Origin of the sequence: Rhizobium sp. N731 (assembly GCF_001664145.1) — a bacterium.
Lineage (GTDB): Bacteria > Pseudomonadota > Alphaproteobacteria > Rhizobiales > Rhizobiaceae > Rhizobium > Rhizobium esperanzae.
This window is the reverse complement of sequence record NZ_CP013603.1, coordinates 186,602-200,322: the sequence shown is the minus strand read 5'-3', so window position 1 is coordinate 200,322 and position 13,721 is coordinate 186,602. Positions and strand designations below refer to the sequence as shown.

The 13,721-nt window shown below is 60.1% G+C and carries 14 protein-coding genes; 9 read left to right on the top strand and 5 right to left on the bottom strand.

Annotated elements, in window-relative coordinates:
* Window positions 1-115 precede the first annotated feature (115 nt).
* The 3 genes from AMK02_RS22630 (at window position 116) to AMK02_RS22620 (ending at window position 3,594) form a co-directional block, all read left to right on the top strand.
* Window positions 116-2,482, top strand: a complete 2,367-nt coding sequence (locus AMK02_RS22630; RefSeq protein ID WP_064806963.1) for a putative bifunctional diguanylate cyclase/phosphodiesterase — start codon at window positions 116-118, stop codon at window positions 2,480-2,482.
* A 123-nt stretch (window positions 2,483-2,605) separates the two neighbouring features.
* Window positions 2,606-3,190: a cysteine hydrolase family protein gene (locus tag AMK02_RS22625; protein ID WP_064806961.1), complete on the top strand. Its 585-nt coding sequence runs from the start codon at window positions 2,606-2,608 to the stop codon at window positions 3,188-3,190.
* A gap of 143 nt (window positions 3,191-3,333) precedes the next feature.
* On the top strand, window positions 3,334-3,594 hold the full coding sequence (locus AMK02_RS22620; protein ID WP_064806959.1) for a hypothetical protein: 261 nt from the start codon (window positions 3,334-3,336) through the stop codon (window positions 3,592-3,594).
* A 104-nt stretch (window positions 3,595-3,698) separates the two neighbouring features.
* Here the strand turns inward: AMK02_RS22620 and AMK02_RS22615 are convergent, their stop codons facing one another.
* Window positions 3,699-4,955 (bottom strand): MgtC/SapB family protein, encoded by a 1,257-nt coding sequence (locus AMK02_RS22615; protein WP_064806957.1) that lies wholly within the window; start codon window positions 4,953-4,955, stop codon window positions 3,699-3,701.
* A 240-nt stretch (window positions 4,956-5,195) separates the two neighbouring features.
* Between AMK02_RS22615 and AMK02_RS22610 the strand changes: the two genes are divergently transcribed.
* A complete protein-coding gene (locus tag AMK02_RS22610) occupies window positions 5,196-5,567 on the top strand; it encodes a hypothetical protein (protein WP_064806955.1) in 372 nt (123 codons plus the stop codon).
* Between the two features lie 12 nt (window positions 5,568-5,579).
* On the opposite strand, the gene AMK02_RS22605 is transcribed toward AMK02_RS22610, so the two are convergent.
* On the bottom strand, window positions 5,580-5,879 hold the full coding sequence (locus AMK02_RS22605; RefSeq protein ID WP_064807191.1) for a hypothetical protein: 300 nt from the start codon (window positions 5,877-5,879) through the stop codon (window positions 5,580-5,582).
* Between the two features lie 186 nt (window positions 5,880-6,065).
* On the opposite strand from AMK02_RS22605, the gene AMK02_RS22600 reads away from it, so the two are divergent.
* Window positions 6,066-6,899, top strand: a complete 834-nt coding sequence (locus AMK02_RS22600; protein WP_064806953.1) for a universal stress protein — start codon at window positions 6,066-6,068, stop codon at window positions 6,897-6,899.
* An 84-nt stretch (window positions 6,900-6,983) separates the two neighbouring features.
* Here AMK02_RS22600 and AMK02_RS22595 read toward each other — a convergent pair whose 3' ends face one another.
* Window positions 6,984-7,439: a pyridoxamine 5'-phosphate oxidase family protein gene (locus AMK02_RS22595; RefSeq protein WP_064806951.1), complete on the bottom strand. Its 456-nt coding sequence runs from the start codon at window positions 7,437-7,439 to the stop codon at window positions 6,984-6,986.
* 254 nt (window positions 7,440-7,693) lie between these two features.
* Window positions 7,694-8,032: a TraR/DksA family transcriptional regulator gene (locus AMK02_RS22590; protein WP_064806949.1), complete on the bottom strand. Its 339-nt coding sequence runs from the start codon at window positions 8,030-8,032 to the stop codon at window positions 7,694-7,696.
* A 178-nt stretch (window positions 8,033-8,210) separates the two neighbouring features.
* On the opposite strand from AMK02_RS22590, the gene AMK02_RS22585 reads away from it, so the two are divergent.
* Window positions 8,211-8,471, top strand: coding sequence for a universal stress protein (locus AMK02_RS22585; RefSeq protein ID WP_064806947.1), 261 nt, complete (start codon window positions 8,211-8,213; stop codon window positions 8,469-8,471).
* Between the two features lie 101 nt (window positions 8,472-8,572).
* On the opposite strand, the gene AMK02_RS22580 is transcribed toward AMK02_RS22585, so the two are convergent.
* Window positions 8,573-9,640 carry an ABC transporter ATP-binding protein gene (locus AMK02_RS22580; RefSeq protein ID WP_064806946.1) on the bottom strand — a complete coding sequence of 356 codons (1,068 nt, stop codon included), beginning with the start codon at window positions 9,638-9,640 and terminating at the stop codon, window positions 8,573-8,575.
* 333 nt (window positions 9,641-9,973) lie between these two features.
* Here AMK02_RS22580 and AMK02_RS22575 point away from each other — a divergent pair, with 333 nt between their 5' ends.
* The 3 genes from AMK02_RS22575 (at window position 9,974) to AMK02_RS22565 (ending at window position 13,716) form a co-directional block, all read left to right on the top strand.
* Window positions 9,974-11,614: an extracellular solute-binding protein gene (locus tag AMK02_RS22575; RefSeq protein ID WP_064806944.1), complete on the top strand. Its 1,641-nt coding sequence runs from the start codon at window positions 9,974-9,976 to the stop codon at window positions 11,612-11,614.
* Window positions 11,615-11,686: 72 nt separating this feature from the next.
* Window positions 11,687-12,805 (top strand): carbohydrate ABC transporter permease, encoded by a 1,119-nt coding sequence (locus tag AMK02_RS22570; RefSeq protein WP_064806939.1) that lies wholly within the window; start codon window positions 11,687-11,689, stop codon window positions 12,803-12,805.
* Window positions 12,805-13,716 carry a carbohydrate ABC transporter permease gene (locus tag AMK02_RS22565; RefSeq protein WP_064806938.1) on the top strand — a complete coding sequence of 304 codons (912 nt, stop codon included), beginning with the start codon at window positions 12,805-12,807 and terminating at the stop codon, window positions 13,714-13,716. The genes AMK02_RS22570 and AMK02_RS22565 overlap by 1 nt, the downstream gene beginning before the upstream one ends.
* The last annotated feature ends 5 nt before the right edge of the window (window positions 13,717-13,721 follow it).

Here is a 13,721-nt window from a genome sequence, read left to right as displayed (position 1 = left end):
TCGGAAACTCCTTGTAGCGTAGTCCCGCCATAGTGCGCCCCAGCCTTTAATTCTACGTGAACGCTTCTTTGTTAACGTCCACGAATGCGCCCGTGGTGGGTTCAGGGGTTTAGGCTTGCATATCGTTGTCCCTTCCAGCTCCAATACGTTTCAGCAATCCTGGATCGCTTCGGGGAGAATTCTGTTCCTGATCGCTGTCAGCGGGCTCGGAGCGATCGGACTGGTCGTGCTTTCCGCACTCTGGGCGGGAACCGAGAGCGATGCGGCAGCCCTCGATAGACAGCGTCAGCTTGTCAATGCGCGCCTCAGGGAACAGGTCGATCAAGTCGCGCATGTCATCGGCCAATTCGGTAATGGCTACCTCTCCGGCGTTTATCCCGCCTCCCGGGCTGCCGGAGTTTCCTCCAGCCTCGATACCGTTCTCACGGCGGCGGCCGGGAGTGCGATCAGCCACACTGCGATGTCGGCCTTCGGCTATGACCAGGCCTTCGTTGTCGATGACAAGGCGCAGCTGATCATGCTGACCGATGCCGAAACCGAAAAGCGCTATCGCTGGATGAGACCGCTCTTTCTGCCTCTCCTGAAAGACGCCCGGCTGACGGCGAACCAGGGCACCGTTTCCAGCGAACGGACCCCATCATCATTGGAAAGCCGAGCGGCCAACACCGCCCGGTCGAACCATGCACTGGCCAATCTGATGCGGCTCGAAGGCCGGCCGACGATCGTGGGCGTCGTCGCCGTCAACGAAGCCGCCGAGGGGCAACCACAGCCCATGCGGCAATTCCTGATCGTCGTGCGGTTTCTCGACGGCGCAGCGCTCGACGAGTTGAGCCGGCAGCAAGGCCTCAACGGCGCGCGCTTCGCGCGAACGGCCGACGCTGACGAAAACGAGGTTGCGTTCCAGATCGACGCAACGGCAAACGGCGAACCGATCGGCTTTATCGTATGGCGGCCTGATCTTCCTGGTTCGAGGGTGATCGGCCGCTTGATGCCGGCGCTTTCGATTGCCGCCCTGGTGATCGCGGTCCTGTTTTCGGTTCTGCTGGTGCGCCTGCGAAGCAGTCTCGGCGAACTGAAGAAAAGCGAGCTGCACGCCAGGCAGCTTGCCTTGCATGATGTGCTGACCGGCCTTCCCAACCGCGCCTTGTTCGCGATGCGGTTCGAGGCGTGCCTGGCCGATACGCGCAATTCTGCCGAGCGGTCGGCGGTGGCGCTTCTTGACCTCGACCGCTTCAAGGCGGTGAACGACACCTTCGGGCATGCTGCCGGCGACGAACTGATCAGAATGGCTGCGGAGCGGATCCACGCGTTGCTTCGTCCGGACGACACGCTTGCCCGGCTCGGCGGGGACGAATTTGCCCTGCTTCTCCGGAATGTCAAAGATGATCAAATCTTGCCCTCCATCTGCGAAGCGATCGTTGCCGAACTTGGCAGGCCCTTCCCGCTTTTGAGAGGCGAAGCGGTCGCCCGGGTCGGCGGCTCGATCGGTGTGACCGTGGTGCCTGACGCCGGACGCAATGCCGACGATCTCATGCGTTATGCCGACGTCGCGCTCTACGAGGCTAAGATGGGCGGAAGAGGCCAGTGGCGCGTCTATTCGCCATCCATGGACGGTGGCAGGAATGCGCGTGACGTCCTCAAGAACGAATTGCGAGATGTTCTGGCGAAGAGCACGGCCTTGTCGGCCGGCGTTCCACAACCCGGTCCGATCGGCCACAGACCGGACTTCGGGTCGCTTGAGGTCTACTATCAGACAGTGCATCGCGCCGAGGGCGGATACTCGGCGTCGGGCGCGGAGGCTCTCGTGCGCTGGCGTCATAGTCAGCGCGGACTGTTGTTGCCTGCCAGCTTCATCCCTGCGGCCGAGGAAGGTGGCCTCATCGACGCCCTCGGTCTCTGGGTGCTGCGCGAAGCCTGCAGAGCTGCCTGCAAGTGGCCTAAAGACACCTTTGTGGCCGTGAACGTGTCTCCCTCCCAGCTGAGAAGGCCCAACTTCGCCGAGGAGGTCTTCGCAGTGCTTGAAGAGACCGGCTTGCCGCCGTCTCGATTGGAGCTCGAACTCACCGAGTCCTCGCTGATCGAGGATAGCTCGGATGTCTACACGGTACTGAAATCGCTGCGTGGCCACGGAGTTCAGATTTCGCTGGACGATTTTGGAACCGGCTTTTCGTGCCTCAGCCACCTGGTCCGCTTCGACATAGACCGCATCAAGATCGATCGTTCCTTCGTCTCCCAGCTGGGCGCAAAAGCCAACGGCGCTGCCATCATCGGCGCCATCGTCACTCTCAGCCGCAACCTCGGGATTTCGACGACGGCCGAAGGGGTCGAAACCGAATATCAAAGGGACTTTCTGGCCGCCCTCGGCTGCACCGACCTTCAGGGCTACTTCTTCTCCAAACCGGTTCCGCTTCGCGAACTCGAGTGCTTCGGCAAATCCGAAAGCGGCGCCGCACGGACGATCGCTCCAGGAGCCATTGCCTGAGCACCGTTTGATCTTTTGGCGATCAGGAACTTTCGTCCCGGGCAGCGGTTGACGCCCCAGAGCCTTCCTCGTCAGATTGAAGCATTCTGACCAGGAAAGGCTCTAGGACGAACGGAGGACGTGATGGGTGAGATCGGCGAGTGGCGGCACCTTTGCGTCGACATGCAGCGGATGTTTGCCGAAGACACGCCATGGCACGTTCCGTGGATGGCCCGGATCTCCCCTCAGATCGAGGAACTCGCCGGCCGCTATCCGTCCCGAACGATCTTCACCCGTTTCGTGCCGCCTCAGCATGCGGATGCGATGCCGGGAAAATGGCGCGATTATTACCGGAAATGGTGGATGATGACAGGTGAGCATCTTCCGCATGGCCTCGTCCAGCTGACTTCCTCGCTCGCCTCGCATGTTCCGCCGGCAAGATATTTCGACAAACGCACCTATTCCCCCTGGATCGACGGCCGCCTTCATACGATCCTTCAATCGGAACGGGTCGACACCCTTGTAATTACCGGTGGGGAAACGGACGTCTGCGTGCTCGCCGCGACGCTCGGCGCCATCGATCTCGGCTATCGTGTCATCATGCTGAAGGACGCCGTCTTCAGCAGCGCCGACGACACCTATGACGCATCGCTGGAACTTCTGCACGACCGCTTTTCCGTGCAGCTGGAGCTCATGGAGACCGTTGAATTCTTGAGCGGCCTTGGCTGAGAAGCCTTTCCGGCGATCTTTTCTTGATATGTATCAAGGCTGGGCTCCCCGCGCCGGCATAAGGTCGCCGGGCAGCCTGCCAGAGGAGCCCGGCAGCGCTTCTTGCGACAGGTTTGCGAAATCAACCGGTCCGGAGGTAAGCAATGTCTTTGAAGCTGATCAGTGGAATGATGAAGTCGTCCGGCGAGGAAGCCTTGCTGGTCATGGATGCCGGCGGCACGAACCAGATGGTCGTTATCGACAGGGAAGCCCTTCTTGAGGTTGCCCAGCCGCCGCGTTGCGACGAAAGCCGGCTTCAGGAAAATATCGGCCTTTTCAGCCGAATTGCCTGCGCGAAATTCGATCGCGGCGATATCGAGCGCGATGGGCGCATCAGAATTCATGCAGCCGACCTTGTCGCATGAGTGCCGCTCACCTCCCTGACGTGGTGAGGCTCGCATAGAAAGTGGCGCGTCGTATCCGGCACGATCGAGAGCCAAGCACCGGCGCCAACGACGAGATCAGCCGCTCACGTCAGGAACAAGCCGGCGGCGCCGGCGAGCACCGCGATGCCGCTCACGATGGCGAGCCGAACCGCATAGCTAAAGCTTCCCGCGCTTGCTGCAAGCCCTGTTTTCGCAAGAAGATTGGCGAACGCAGCGACCGCTATGGCTTGTGCAGCCGCATCCGCCGGCACGTTAGGGAGCTTCGCGATCGAAAGCGTTATCGCATCGAGATCGCCCAGCCCTGTGATGAAGGCGACCACCGCCAGTGACTGCGTTCCGAAGAATTCCAAAGCCGCCCGCGTCACGATGGTGACAGCGGCAAGAAGAAGAGCAAAGCGGAAGACGACGATGACCTCCAGCGGATTTTTCGGTGAAAAGTCGGGACTGTCACCGGCGCGCGGCGACAAGCCGGCCAAGCTACCGCCGACGGCAAGCGCCGCCGCACCCGGGCCGAGCAATGCCGCAAGCTCCTCCAGCACCGCCGGTGCGATGACACCGCAAATCAAAAGCACCCGGCTCAGGGATACCGCCCCCGCCATCATCGCTCCGGCTGAAAGCAGCGGCGAGAGCGCGGGCGTCTGCTTGGACTGTCGGGCAAAGGAAAGGGTCAGGGCCGTCGAGGAAACGATACCCCCACAGGCGCCCGTCAGGAGCAGTCCGGCTCTGGCGTCGGTGAGCCGGATCATCACATAGCCCACAAATGAAACCGCTCCCACGAATATGGTCAGCATCCACAGCTCGAAGGGGTTGATCATTTGCCAGGGGTCGACCGCCTCATTGGGAAGAATTGGAAGAATGACGACGGTCATCGTCAACAAGATCAGGGCGGCTCTCAACTCGAGCCAGGTCAATTTCCGCAGAAATCCGTGCAGTGGCTCCCGCGCCGCCAGAAGTGCCGTCATGGCGACCGCGCTCGCCGCGGTCGTCGTCATATCTGCAACGACGGCTCCGAAACCGAGCGCAAACACCGTGATCGCGGCAATGGTGCCGGTTGCGCTGTAGTCACCCTCCCGCAGCGCCTGCATGCGGCTGAAGACAAGGATCGTGATGCAAAAGAATACGAAGATGGCCGTCGGCAGGATCGGCCCCGCAATAGGTTGCAGGAAGCCGCAAAAGCCGCCGAGGAAACTCGAGAGGCCATAGGTGCGGATACCCGCCACTCTCTTGCCCGGCAGGGCCTCGCGTTCTTGCCATCCACGTTCGATGCCGACGAGTATGCCGATCGCAAGTGCAAGACTGAGGCGCTGGAATGCATCCGCCATCACCAATGAAGTCATCATCCGAAGGCCCAGTTTTTGTCGGCGCCGCCTCCCGGAGGTCTTCCGCCCGATATGTCATGAGAAGCATGCATTTCGATCTCCCTGTTCCTGGAAGCCATCCCCCCCATGCGGTCCGGTCATTGCGATTGCTCAATCACCCCCATCTGATCGTGCCGTTGCAGTGAGCAGAGTCCGCTTGATGCAGATCAACAAGATCTTTCGCCGCGACGATAATCTTGAAGAAGACGAGAGGATTCCGCCATGGTCGACAACGCGCTTTTGATGCCGGAGCAGGCGCTGCCTGCTTCTGCAAGAAATCTTTTCCTCGCCGCCTACAGACTGAACATCGAGGCGTCGCGGATGATGCTGTGTTGTCAGATCGAGTTACTGACGTCATTCCGGCGCCGGCTTCAACTCTATCAAATCTTCCTGGACGACCTCACCGAAAGTGCCGTACTGAACGATACGTTCGAGGTCGTGGCCGACTTTGCGCAGAATGCTTTGGCCGAGGCGCCCCGAGAGACTGCGCGACTGGCTGGAATCGCCTCGAAAATGGGGGTGGTCTCCGCAAAGGTGGTGCGCAAGCTGGCGGATGAGACGGTCAAAGACCTGGGCGCTCGAACCTGCGCTTGAGGCGTCCGGCATTCAGCCCGCTCTCTCGTCTTCTGCTTTTTCCAGGGCTGCGTTCAACAGTTGGAGCGCGAACTCCTCTGCAGCCTTTTCGTCATCCGCGCAAAGCTTCAATGGGGCGCATCGCTCCTTCAGATTACTGATAAGTCTCCGGCGAAGCCTGGGGACCAGGCGCGATTGCGTTTTGGCGAGAAGCTCCTGCAAACAGGTGACGGCAACCGCTTCGAACATGAGAAGCTTGCCTTCGACTTCACCTTGCGAAGGAATGGGCGACCGCTCGCCGCCCCGTTTGAAGTCTCGTTCCGTCGACAGCATTTGCGGCCTCCTAACCGATGACAGGCCCTGCACCTCTCCGAATTCCGCGATCGAGACGTCCACGGCCACGCCTGTCATTCGAGAAGCAGCCTACAGGGCAGAAATCGATAGCGCTTTGATGAAGGTCAAGGAACCCGGGGCGATGGCGACTATCCTTTTCCTATCCTACCAGAGAGGTATATCGACATGACCATCAGGACGGTACTCAGCATCCTTAGCGTTCATCAGTTCGAGGAAGATCTCAAAACCGCAATCGACTTCTGCGGTGTCCATGGCGCGCATTTGAATGCGCTGGTGATCTCTTTGGGAACTGCACCAACGATCGGCAATTATAACACCATCTCTTCTGTCTGGCTTGACGAACGCCAACGCGAAATCGACGTTCTGTCCCGGAGAACAGACGAGATCAAGACTACTCTCGACCGAGGCGAGATTTCCTGCGAGGTCCAGGACGTCTACACGGAATTCGCATGGGCCGACGAAGATATTGCCGAAAGGGCACTCTACGCCGACGTCGTCCTGATCGGGCGGCAGGCGGCCCGAGACGACGGTCTCCGCAAACGCATCATCGATGGTGCACTCTTCCAGACGCCGACCCCGATCCTCATCAACCGCGGAACACGGGCGATGAATGCCTCGTCGAGATCGGTTTTGCTGGCATGGGATTCCAGCGACGAAGCGTCGCGCGCCGCTCGGCAATCGCTTGATCTGCTTAAGCAAGCCGACACCGTTTACGTCACGATGGTGGATCCGGTGGCGCGGATGCGCGCGAACGGCGAGGAACCGGGCGCCGACATTGCCGCCTATCTTGCCCGACACGGCGTGAAGGTGCAGGTGGATCGCATTGCAAGCGGCGGACAACGCGCAGACGAGGTCCTGCGGCAGCACGCCGTCGACGTGTCCGCCGACCTGATCGTGATGGGCGCCTATAACCATCCCCGCTGGCAGCAGACGATCTTTGGCGGCGTGACGCGCGGCATGATCGAAGAAAGCACGATGCCTATCTTCATGGCCCATTAACCGGCCGGGCGCTCAGTCGGCCCGGCGCCTCATATCTTGTTGTGCACTGTTGCCCGGTTGCTGCACGTGCCCGGGCGATAGGTATTAATCGATGGCGAAAGCCGCGCGGCCCGATAATGTCCGGACAAGGATGCCGAAGAAGATGTGCGGAGATTCGGCAAAGATCGGAACCTCCTTCGGGCTGAGCGAACCGACTTCCCACCAGTCCGGGTGCTTCTGCAATATTTCCCAGGCGTGCAGACGCTCGCTCCGCCAGAGTTCGGTGTCGGGAAACTCCTCGAACTTTCCTTCGGCGATAACGCTCGTCCAGCCTTTGCCCACCCGCCGGTCCACCTGCAGGCACACTCTGTCGTTTTCCCGCATCCATTCCACTTTGCGGCCGGGCATCGAAAAACAGTATGCGACGCCGTCTTTATAGGAGAAATAAATGGGCACGACATAGGGCTGGCCGTCCTTGCAGCAGGCCAGGTGCCCAAATCTTGCCTCTTCCAGAACAGCGTGGCATCCAGCCGGCGTAAGCTCCCGTAAACCCAATGACATGAGATGCTCCTCTCGAATGGTCGAGGAGTCATTCTAGGCCGACCACGGCTTCGCGCATTGATAAAGAGCAATGTCGTATTGGGTGCGGCAGGGCCGACTGACCGCTCGGGCAACAGATCGCTCATCACAGAAGAGGTCAGTTGGCTAACGGCCAAGAGTGCCGTAGGCCGATGCCGGATGACCAGAGGAGCGATTATCCAGACGCTGAGAAAGGCAGAAACCCCTCCCTTTCTCGCCGCCACAGACGCTCGGTCTTACGGGGAGAGCCCCTCGTCCGCCAGACGGGCACAGCTCATGCAATATGGCGTGTAGGGGATGGCCTCCAACCGGTTGGGTTCGATCGGGGCGAGGCATCTGACGCAGTGACCGAAGCTTCCGCGCTTCAGGCGTTCAAGGGCGGCATCGATCGCTGTGATTTGCGCAGCGGCTTCCCTTCGCATTTCGGTCAGCACCTGATCGTTCTCGACCTGGGTGATACGATCTTCGCTATCCGGATCCAGTGCGGCACCGAGATCGGCATCGATCGCCGACCGCCGGCGCTGCAGGTCCGCTTTCATGGTCTTCAGTTTGTTTTCTATCTCTTCGTTCTTCATCGAAGCTTTCCCGCTGCGTGAAACGGCGGCACATGCCGCGCTCTATTCGCCCATTCGGCCGGCCGAATGCAACGCTCATCACCTTACAACTGCCTGGGAAGGCTGCATTGATCGGCATCAATGGGCAGGGTGGACAGTTTGAGACATGTCAACGCGCAATTCCCGCTCAAGTGCCGGAGTGGTGAACACAGACCGCCACGAAACTGGCGATTATCTCATCGAAAACCTGCTGAAGAGCGGCGTGACGGCGGAGGCGACGCACCTGCGCGCACACGGCGATCCGGTCGGCGAGGTACTGCAGAGCCAGGCGTTCGAATTGCGGGCCGACCTTCTCGTCATGGGCGGCTTCGGCCATTCGCGTTTGCGCGAATTCGTGCTCGGCGGTGCGACGCAGGCGGTGCTGACCAGCGTCACTCTGCCTGTCCTGCTGTCGCATTGAGAGAGCATGCGATCAAGGACCGGCTCTCGAACTCATTGTCAACGCCACGAAGGCCGCGTGCCTCATCAGCCGCGGTATGTCGGCGGGCAACAGGCGGCTCGTCAATGTCGTCGCAGCGTTTTACCGGACTCCGCATCGAACAGATGAAGCTTGCCCGGCCGGGCAGCGATCGTTACGGCCTGCCTCGGCTCGAAATCGTGACGTTCGGACAGCACCGCGACAAGCTCGCCAGATCCGTAGCGCAGAAATACCATCGTCTCGTGGCCGGTGGGTTCGGTGACGTTGACGGTCGTCTTCAAGCCGCTCGGAGCGAGTGACAGATGTTCGGGCCGCACGCCCAGGCGCACAGCCTGGCCGTCGGATGCCTCAGGCGTGAAGCCGAGCGCAATCTCATCGCCTGTCTCCGTGACGAAGACCGCACCTTCGGCCTTGTAGTGACCTTTCAGCAGATTCATCGACGGCGAGCCGATGAAGGTGGCCACGAACGTATTGCGCGGACGATCGTATAGCTCCAGGGGCGTTCCGGTCTGTTCGATCCTGCCGCCCTGCATGACGACGATCTTGTCGGCCATGGTCATCGCTTCGACCTGGTCATGGGTGACGTAGATCGTCGTGGTTCTCAGTCTTTGGTGGAGTTCCTTGATCTCCTTGCGCATCTGCACGCGCAGCTTGGCGTCGAGGTTCGACAGGGGCTCGTCGAACAGGAAGACTTGCGGCGATCGGACAATGGCTCGTCCCATCGCCACGCGCTGCCGCTGGCCACCCGAAAGCTGGCGCGGATAGCGGTCAAGATAGGGCACGAGGTCGAGTGTTTCGGCCGCCGCCTGCAGGCGTTGCTTGATGACATCGGCCGGCTGCTTCTGCAGGCGCAGCGCGAAGACCATGTTCTCGGCAACGGTCTTGTGGGGATAGAGCGCATAGCTCTGGAAGACCATTGCGATATCGCGATCCTTCGGCGGCAGGTTGTTGACGATCTTTCCGCCGATCGAGATGGTGCCGCCGGTAATGCTTTCGAGCCCTGCGACCATGCGCAGCAAGGTCGACTTGCCGCAACCGGACGGACCGACGAGCACCACGAACTCGCCGTCGCGAATGTCTATATCGACCCCATGCAGGATATTTAAGGCGCCGTATGCCTTCCGCGCCTCTGAAATATTGACCTCAGCCATATGCCTCCCACTCGCTTTCCGGTCATCCCCGGCACACATTCCAGGGGATGAATCTCTCGACAGTATCCAGAGTATGAGGCACAGCGAAAGCGCGCTCTGCCACGACCCGAAATACCTTCAAAACCTCCTCCATGAAACGTTTCATTTTTTATTGACTTTTTCCGCTTCCCGTCTAATGCTCAATGATGAGAGGAGCGGTTTCGAACAAGAATTATGAAACGTTTCATTTTCTTGTTTACCAGATAGTTCTGCACGAGACCAGTCCCAAATTCGGGCCGGAGCCTATCCGGGATACTGGCTGGCGGCAGCGCACCAAACGTGGAGGAGGAAGACATGAAAGTCGAAATTTACGATGCATTGATGCGCCGTCAGGCAAGTCGCCGCGACGTTTTGCGCGGAACGGCAAGTGCGGCGGCTCTGCTCGGCCTGTCCGGCGCGATGGGCGGAATTGCCGGCACCGCATTCGCCGCCGATGATCTGCGTGCGCAGATCCTGCAGATCCCGGGCGTCGGCAAGGGTTCGCCGACGGACACAGACTGGCAGAAGGTGGGCGAGCTCTGCCTCGGCCCGACAAAGGCCAATGTCAAGCAGGGCGAATTCGCCGGCGTCGAGCTGACCTTCATGGGGCTCAACAACCAGAACCTCCACAACTTCCTGTTTCGCGGCTTCCTGAAGCCTTGGGAAGCCTATACCGGCGCCAAGATCAACTGGATCGACCTTGCTCAGGCCGATTACAACGCCCGCCTTCAGCAGTCGATCGCAACCGGCACGGTTGATTACGACATTCTGGAAATGGGCGCACCCTTCGAAGGCGACACCGCCGGACGCGGCCTTCTGGACGAGATGCCCGACTGGGCTGCAAAGCAGATCGAAGCCGACGACCTGGTGAACTACCTGAAGCCACCGGTCGGCACCTGGGATGGCAAGACCTATCGCGTTACGATCGATGGCGATTGCCATACCTTCGCCTATCGCAAGGATTACTTCGGCGAAGGCTCGATCAGCGGCATGGCCGAGCCGCCGAAGACCTGGCAGGACATCAACGCAGCGTCCAAGGCGCTGATCGGCAAAACCGATCCGCTGACCGGCCAGCCGGCCTACGGCTATCTCGACCCGCTCAAGGGCTGGGGCGGGTTCGGCTTCTATTTCATCGAGAACCGCGCGACGGCCTATGCCAAATACCCCGGCGATCCGGCTTGGCTGTTCGACCCCGAAAACATGAAGCCGCTGGTCAACAACCCTGCCTGGGTCCAGGCGATCCAGGACGTGCTGGATCTGATCGCAGCCAAGGCCTATCCGGCCGATCAGATCAATGCGGATCCTAACACAACGGCCTTTTCGCAGTTCCTGGCAGGCACCGGCGCAATGCTGATGTGGTGGGGCGACGTCGGCTCCAGCGCGCGCACTTCAGACTCTTCGGTTGTCGGCGATGTCGTCGGATTCGGCATCAACCGCGGCTCCAATCGTGTCTACAACCGCAAGACCGGGCAATGGGAAGACAAGTATAACGAAGCGCCCAACATGGCCTATCTCGGCTGGGGCATCTACGTCACCAAGCGGGTCTCCAGCGACGAGAAGAAGCGCAAGGCGGCCTGGTCTGCTGCAGCCCATCTCGGCGGCAAGGATCTTTCCCTTTGGACGTCGGCCTATCCGTCCGGTTTCCAGCCCTATCGTCAGTCGCACTTCAACTACGACGAATGGGAAAAGGCAGGTTACGACCGCGCCTACATTGAAGACTATCTGGGTTCGAACGCCGACAGCTATAATCACCCGAACGCAGCGATCGAGCCGCGCATCCCCGGCATCTTCCAATATTACTCCGTTGCGGAGGACGAATTGGCGAAGGGCTTTGCCGGACAATACAAGTCGGCACAGGAAACCGCGGATGCGATTGCCGCCGCCTGGGAAAAGATCACAGACCAGATTGGCCGCGATAGCCAGCTGAAACTCTATCGGGCGAGCCTCGGGCTCTGATCGATTGACATAAACGCGCTGGCGGACTGAAAGGCTCCGCCGGCGCCCATCCTGTCCGGGCGAGGAATATCAATGTCGACAGTCGAAGGCGACCTGCTCCACACGGTCGAAGCCGGCTCCATTTCCGCGAGCCGCCGTTTCTGGGGCCGCGCGGCTCTGTGGCTGAGCGCCCTATGGTTCGTGGCATCCTTTGTATTGCAGGCTGTCCATGAACTTGGCTGGACCAATTGGGGCTTTGCCAACTGGCGGCCGGTTCTCTACGCCTATTTCATCTGGGCCGCTGTTCTTTGCGTCACCCGCGTCGTCATCTACGGCGAGGCCGGCAAGAAGGCGCTCTTTGTTCTGCCGGCGGCGCTTTTCGTCGTATCGATGGTGGTCTTCCCACTGCTTTTTGCGCTCTGGATCGGCTTTTCCGACTGGAACCTCGCCTCTTCCGCCGGGCGTCGCTTCAACGGGCTCGACAATGTACGCCGGATGATCGCCGATCCCTTCTATGCCAATGCCCTGCTCAACATGATCCTATATTGCCTCGCGATCGCGGTCGAATATGCGATCGCCTTCGGCCTGGCGCTGCTCCTCAACCAGGAAATTATTGCCCGAAAGTTCTGGCGGGTAACGTTCCTCATGCCCCTGATGCTGTCGCCGGTCGCGGTGAGCTGGATGGTCGGCAAGTCAATGCTGGAGACCCGTTTCGGTCCGATCGCGCGCCTGGCGCGCTGGCTCGGCTGGGAAAATCCCTCCTTTTTCGGAAATCCACTGACGGCGCGCCTTTGGATCATGATCATGGATGCCTGGACCTTCATTCCCTTCATGATGATCATGCTGCTCGCCGGATTGCAGGCCTTGTCTCGGGAGGTGCTGGAGGCGGCCGAAGTCGACGGCGCCACAAAATGGCAGCGCTTCTGGCAGGTCATCTTTCCGCTCATGCTGCCGGTCTCGGTCACGGCGGTAATGATCCGCATCATCTTCAAGCTCAAGCTCGCCGACATCATCATCACGGTGACATCCGGGGGCCCCGGCGGGGCGACCGACTCCGTCACCAGTTTCATCTATCGCGAATACCGCGACCGGTCGAACGTCGGATACGGGACCCTGCTCGCGCTCGTCTATTTGGTGATGATCGTCTTCGGCATGACAGTGCTGATGAAGATCTCCGACCGTATCGTGAAGCGGATGACAGGAAGGCTCTGATGGTTCGGATCGATTTCGAAAAATACGGACGCGGCCAGCGCATTCGCTGGTGGGCCATGCGTTTGGCCATCTACGGCCTACTCGTCATCTGGGCCTGTGTCTGCATCTTCCCGCTGTTCTGGACGGTTTCGACCTCGTTCAAAACAGCCGCAGATGTCATGCGCGGCAATCTGATCCCGTGGTTCAATTTCGCACCCAACTGGCTCGGCTGGCGTTCGCTCGGGATCTCTCCCGATACGATTTCCCAGATCTCGACGGTGCGTGACGAGTTCATGCGCAGGCTCTGGAACAGCGTCATCATCTCCGTCACCGCATCCGCTCTTGCGGTTGTGCTCGGATCGCTCGCCGCCTACGGCCTCAGCCGCTTCTCATACAAGTTCGGCCATATGCGCAATTCCGATATTTCCTTCTTCTTCCTGTCGCAGCTGATTATGCCGCCCGTCGTCCTCGCCCTGCCATTCCTGGTTCTCTACAAGGAACTGGCGCTGCTCGACACCTATGCCGGCATGATCGCCGTTTATACGCTGATGGTCCTGCCGATCGTCGTCTGGATCATGCGCGATCAGTTCGCCACCATACCAGTCGAGCTCGAGGAAGCCGCGCTGGTCGACGGCCTGTCGATCTGGGGCGCGTTTGCCCGCATCATCGTGCCGCTCGTTCTGCCGGGCATGGTTGCCGCCTTTCTTTTGGCGCTGATCCTGTGCTGGAATGAATATTTCTTCGCCGCATTGCTGACTTCCACCAATACCAACACGCTGCCGGTGATGATTGCCAGCCAGACAGGCAGTCAGGGCATCAACTGGTGGTCGATGGCCGCCCTTTCCACCGCCGGTATTCTTCCGCTGGTCATCGTCGGCGTCGTGTTGGAAAAGCACATCATCGCCGGGATGACCGCAGGAGCGGTAAAATAGCCGCG

Coding starts and splice junctions, on each gene's coding strand:
- AMK02_RS22625 (WP_064806961.1), top strand. CDS start 2,606: ATGGGTGAGATCGGCGAGTGGCGGCACCTTTGCGTCGACATGCAGCGG.
- AMK02_RS22620 (WP_064806959.1), top strand. CDS start 3,334: ATGTCTTTGAAGCTGATCAGTGGAATGATGAAGTCGTCCGGCGAGGAA.
- AMK02_RS22615 (WP_064806957.1), bottom strand. CDS start 4,955: ATGATGACTTCATTGGTGATGGCGGATGCATTCCAGCGCCTCAGTCTT.
- AMK02_RS22610 (WP_064806955.1), top strand. CDS start 5,196: ATGGTCGACAACGCGCTTTTGATGCCGGAGCAGGCGCTGCCTGCTTCT.
- AMK02_RS22605 (WP_064807191.1), bottom strand. CDS start 5,879: ATGCTGTCGACGGAACGAGACTTCAAACGGGGCGGCGAGCGGTCGCCC.
- AMK02_RS22600 (WP_064806953.1), top strand. CDS start 6,066: ATGACCATCAGGACGGTACTCAGCATCCTTAGCGTTCATCAGTTCGAG.
- AMK02_RS22595 (WP_064806951.1), bottom strand. CDS start 7,439: ATGTCATTGGGTTTACGGGAGCTTACGCCGGCTGGATGCCACGCTGTT.
- AMK02_RS22590 (WP_064806949.1), bottom strand. CDS start 8,032: ATGAAGAACGAAGAGATAGAAAACAAACTGAAGACCATGAAAGCGGAC.
- AMK02_RS22580 (WP_064806946.1), bottom strand. CDS start 9,640: ATGGCTGAGGTCAATATTTCAGAGGCGCGGAAGGCATACGGCGCCTTA.
- AMK02_RS22575 (WP_064806944.1), top strand. CDS start 9,974: ATGAAAGTCGAAATTTACGATGCATTGATGCGCCGTCAGGCAAGTCGC.
- AMK02_RS22570 (WP_064806939.1), top strand. CDS start 11,687: ATGTCGACAGTCGAAGGCGACCTGCTCCACACGGTCGAAGCCGGCTCC.
- AMK02_RS22565 (WP_064806938.1), top strand. CDS start 12,805: ATGGTTCGGATCGATTTCGAAAAATACGGACGCGGCCAGCGCATTCGC.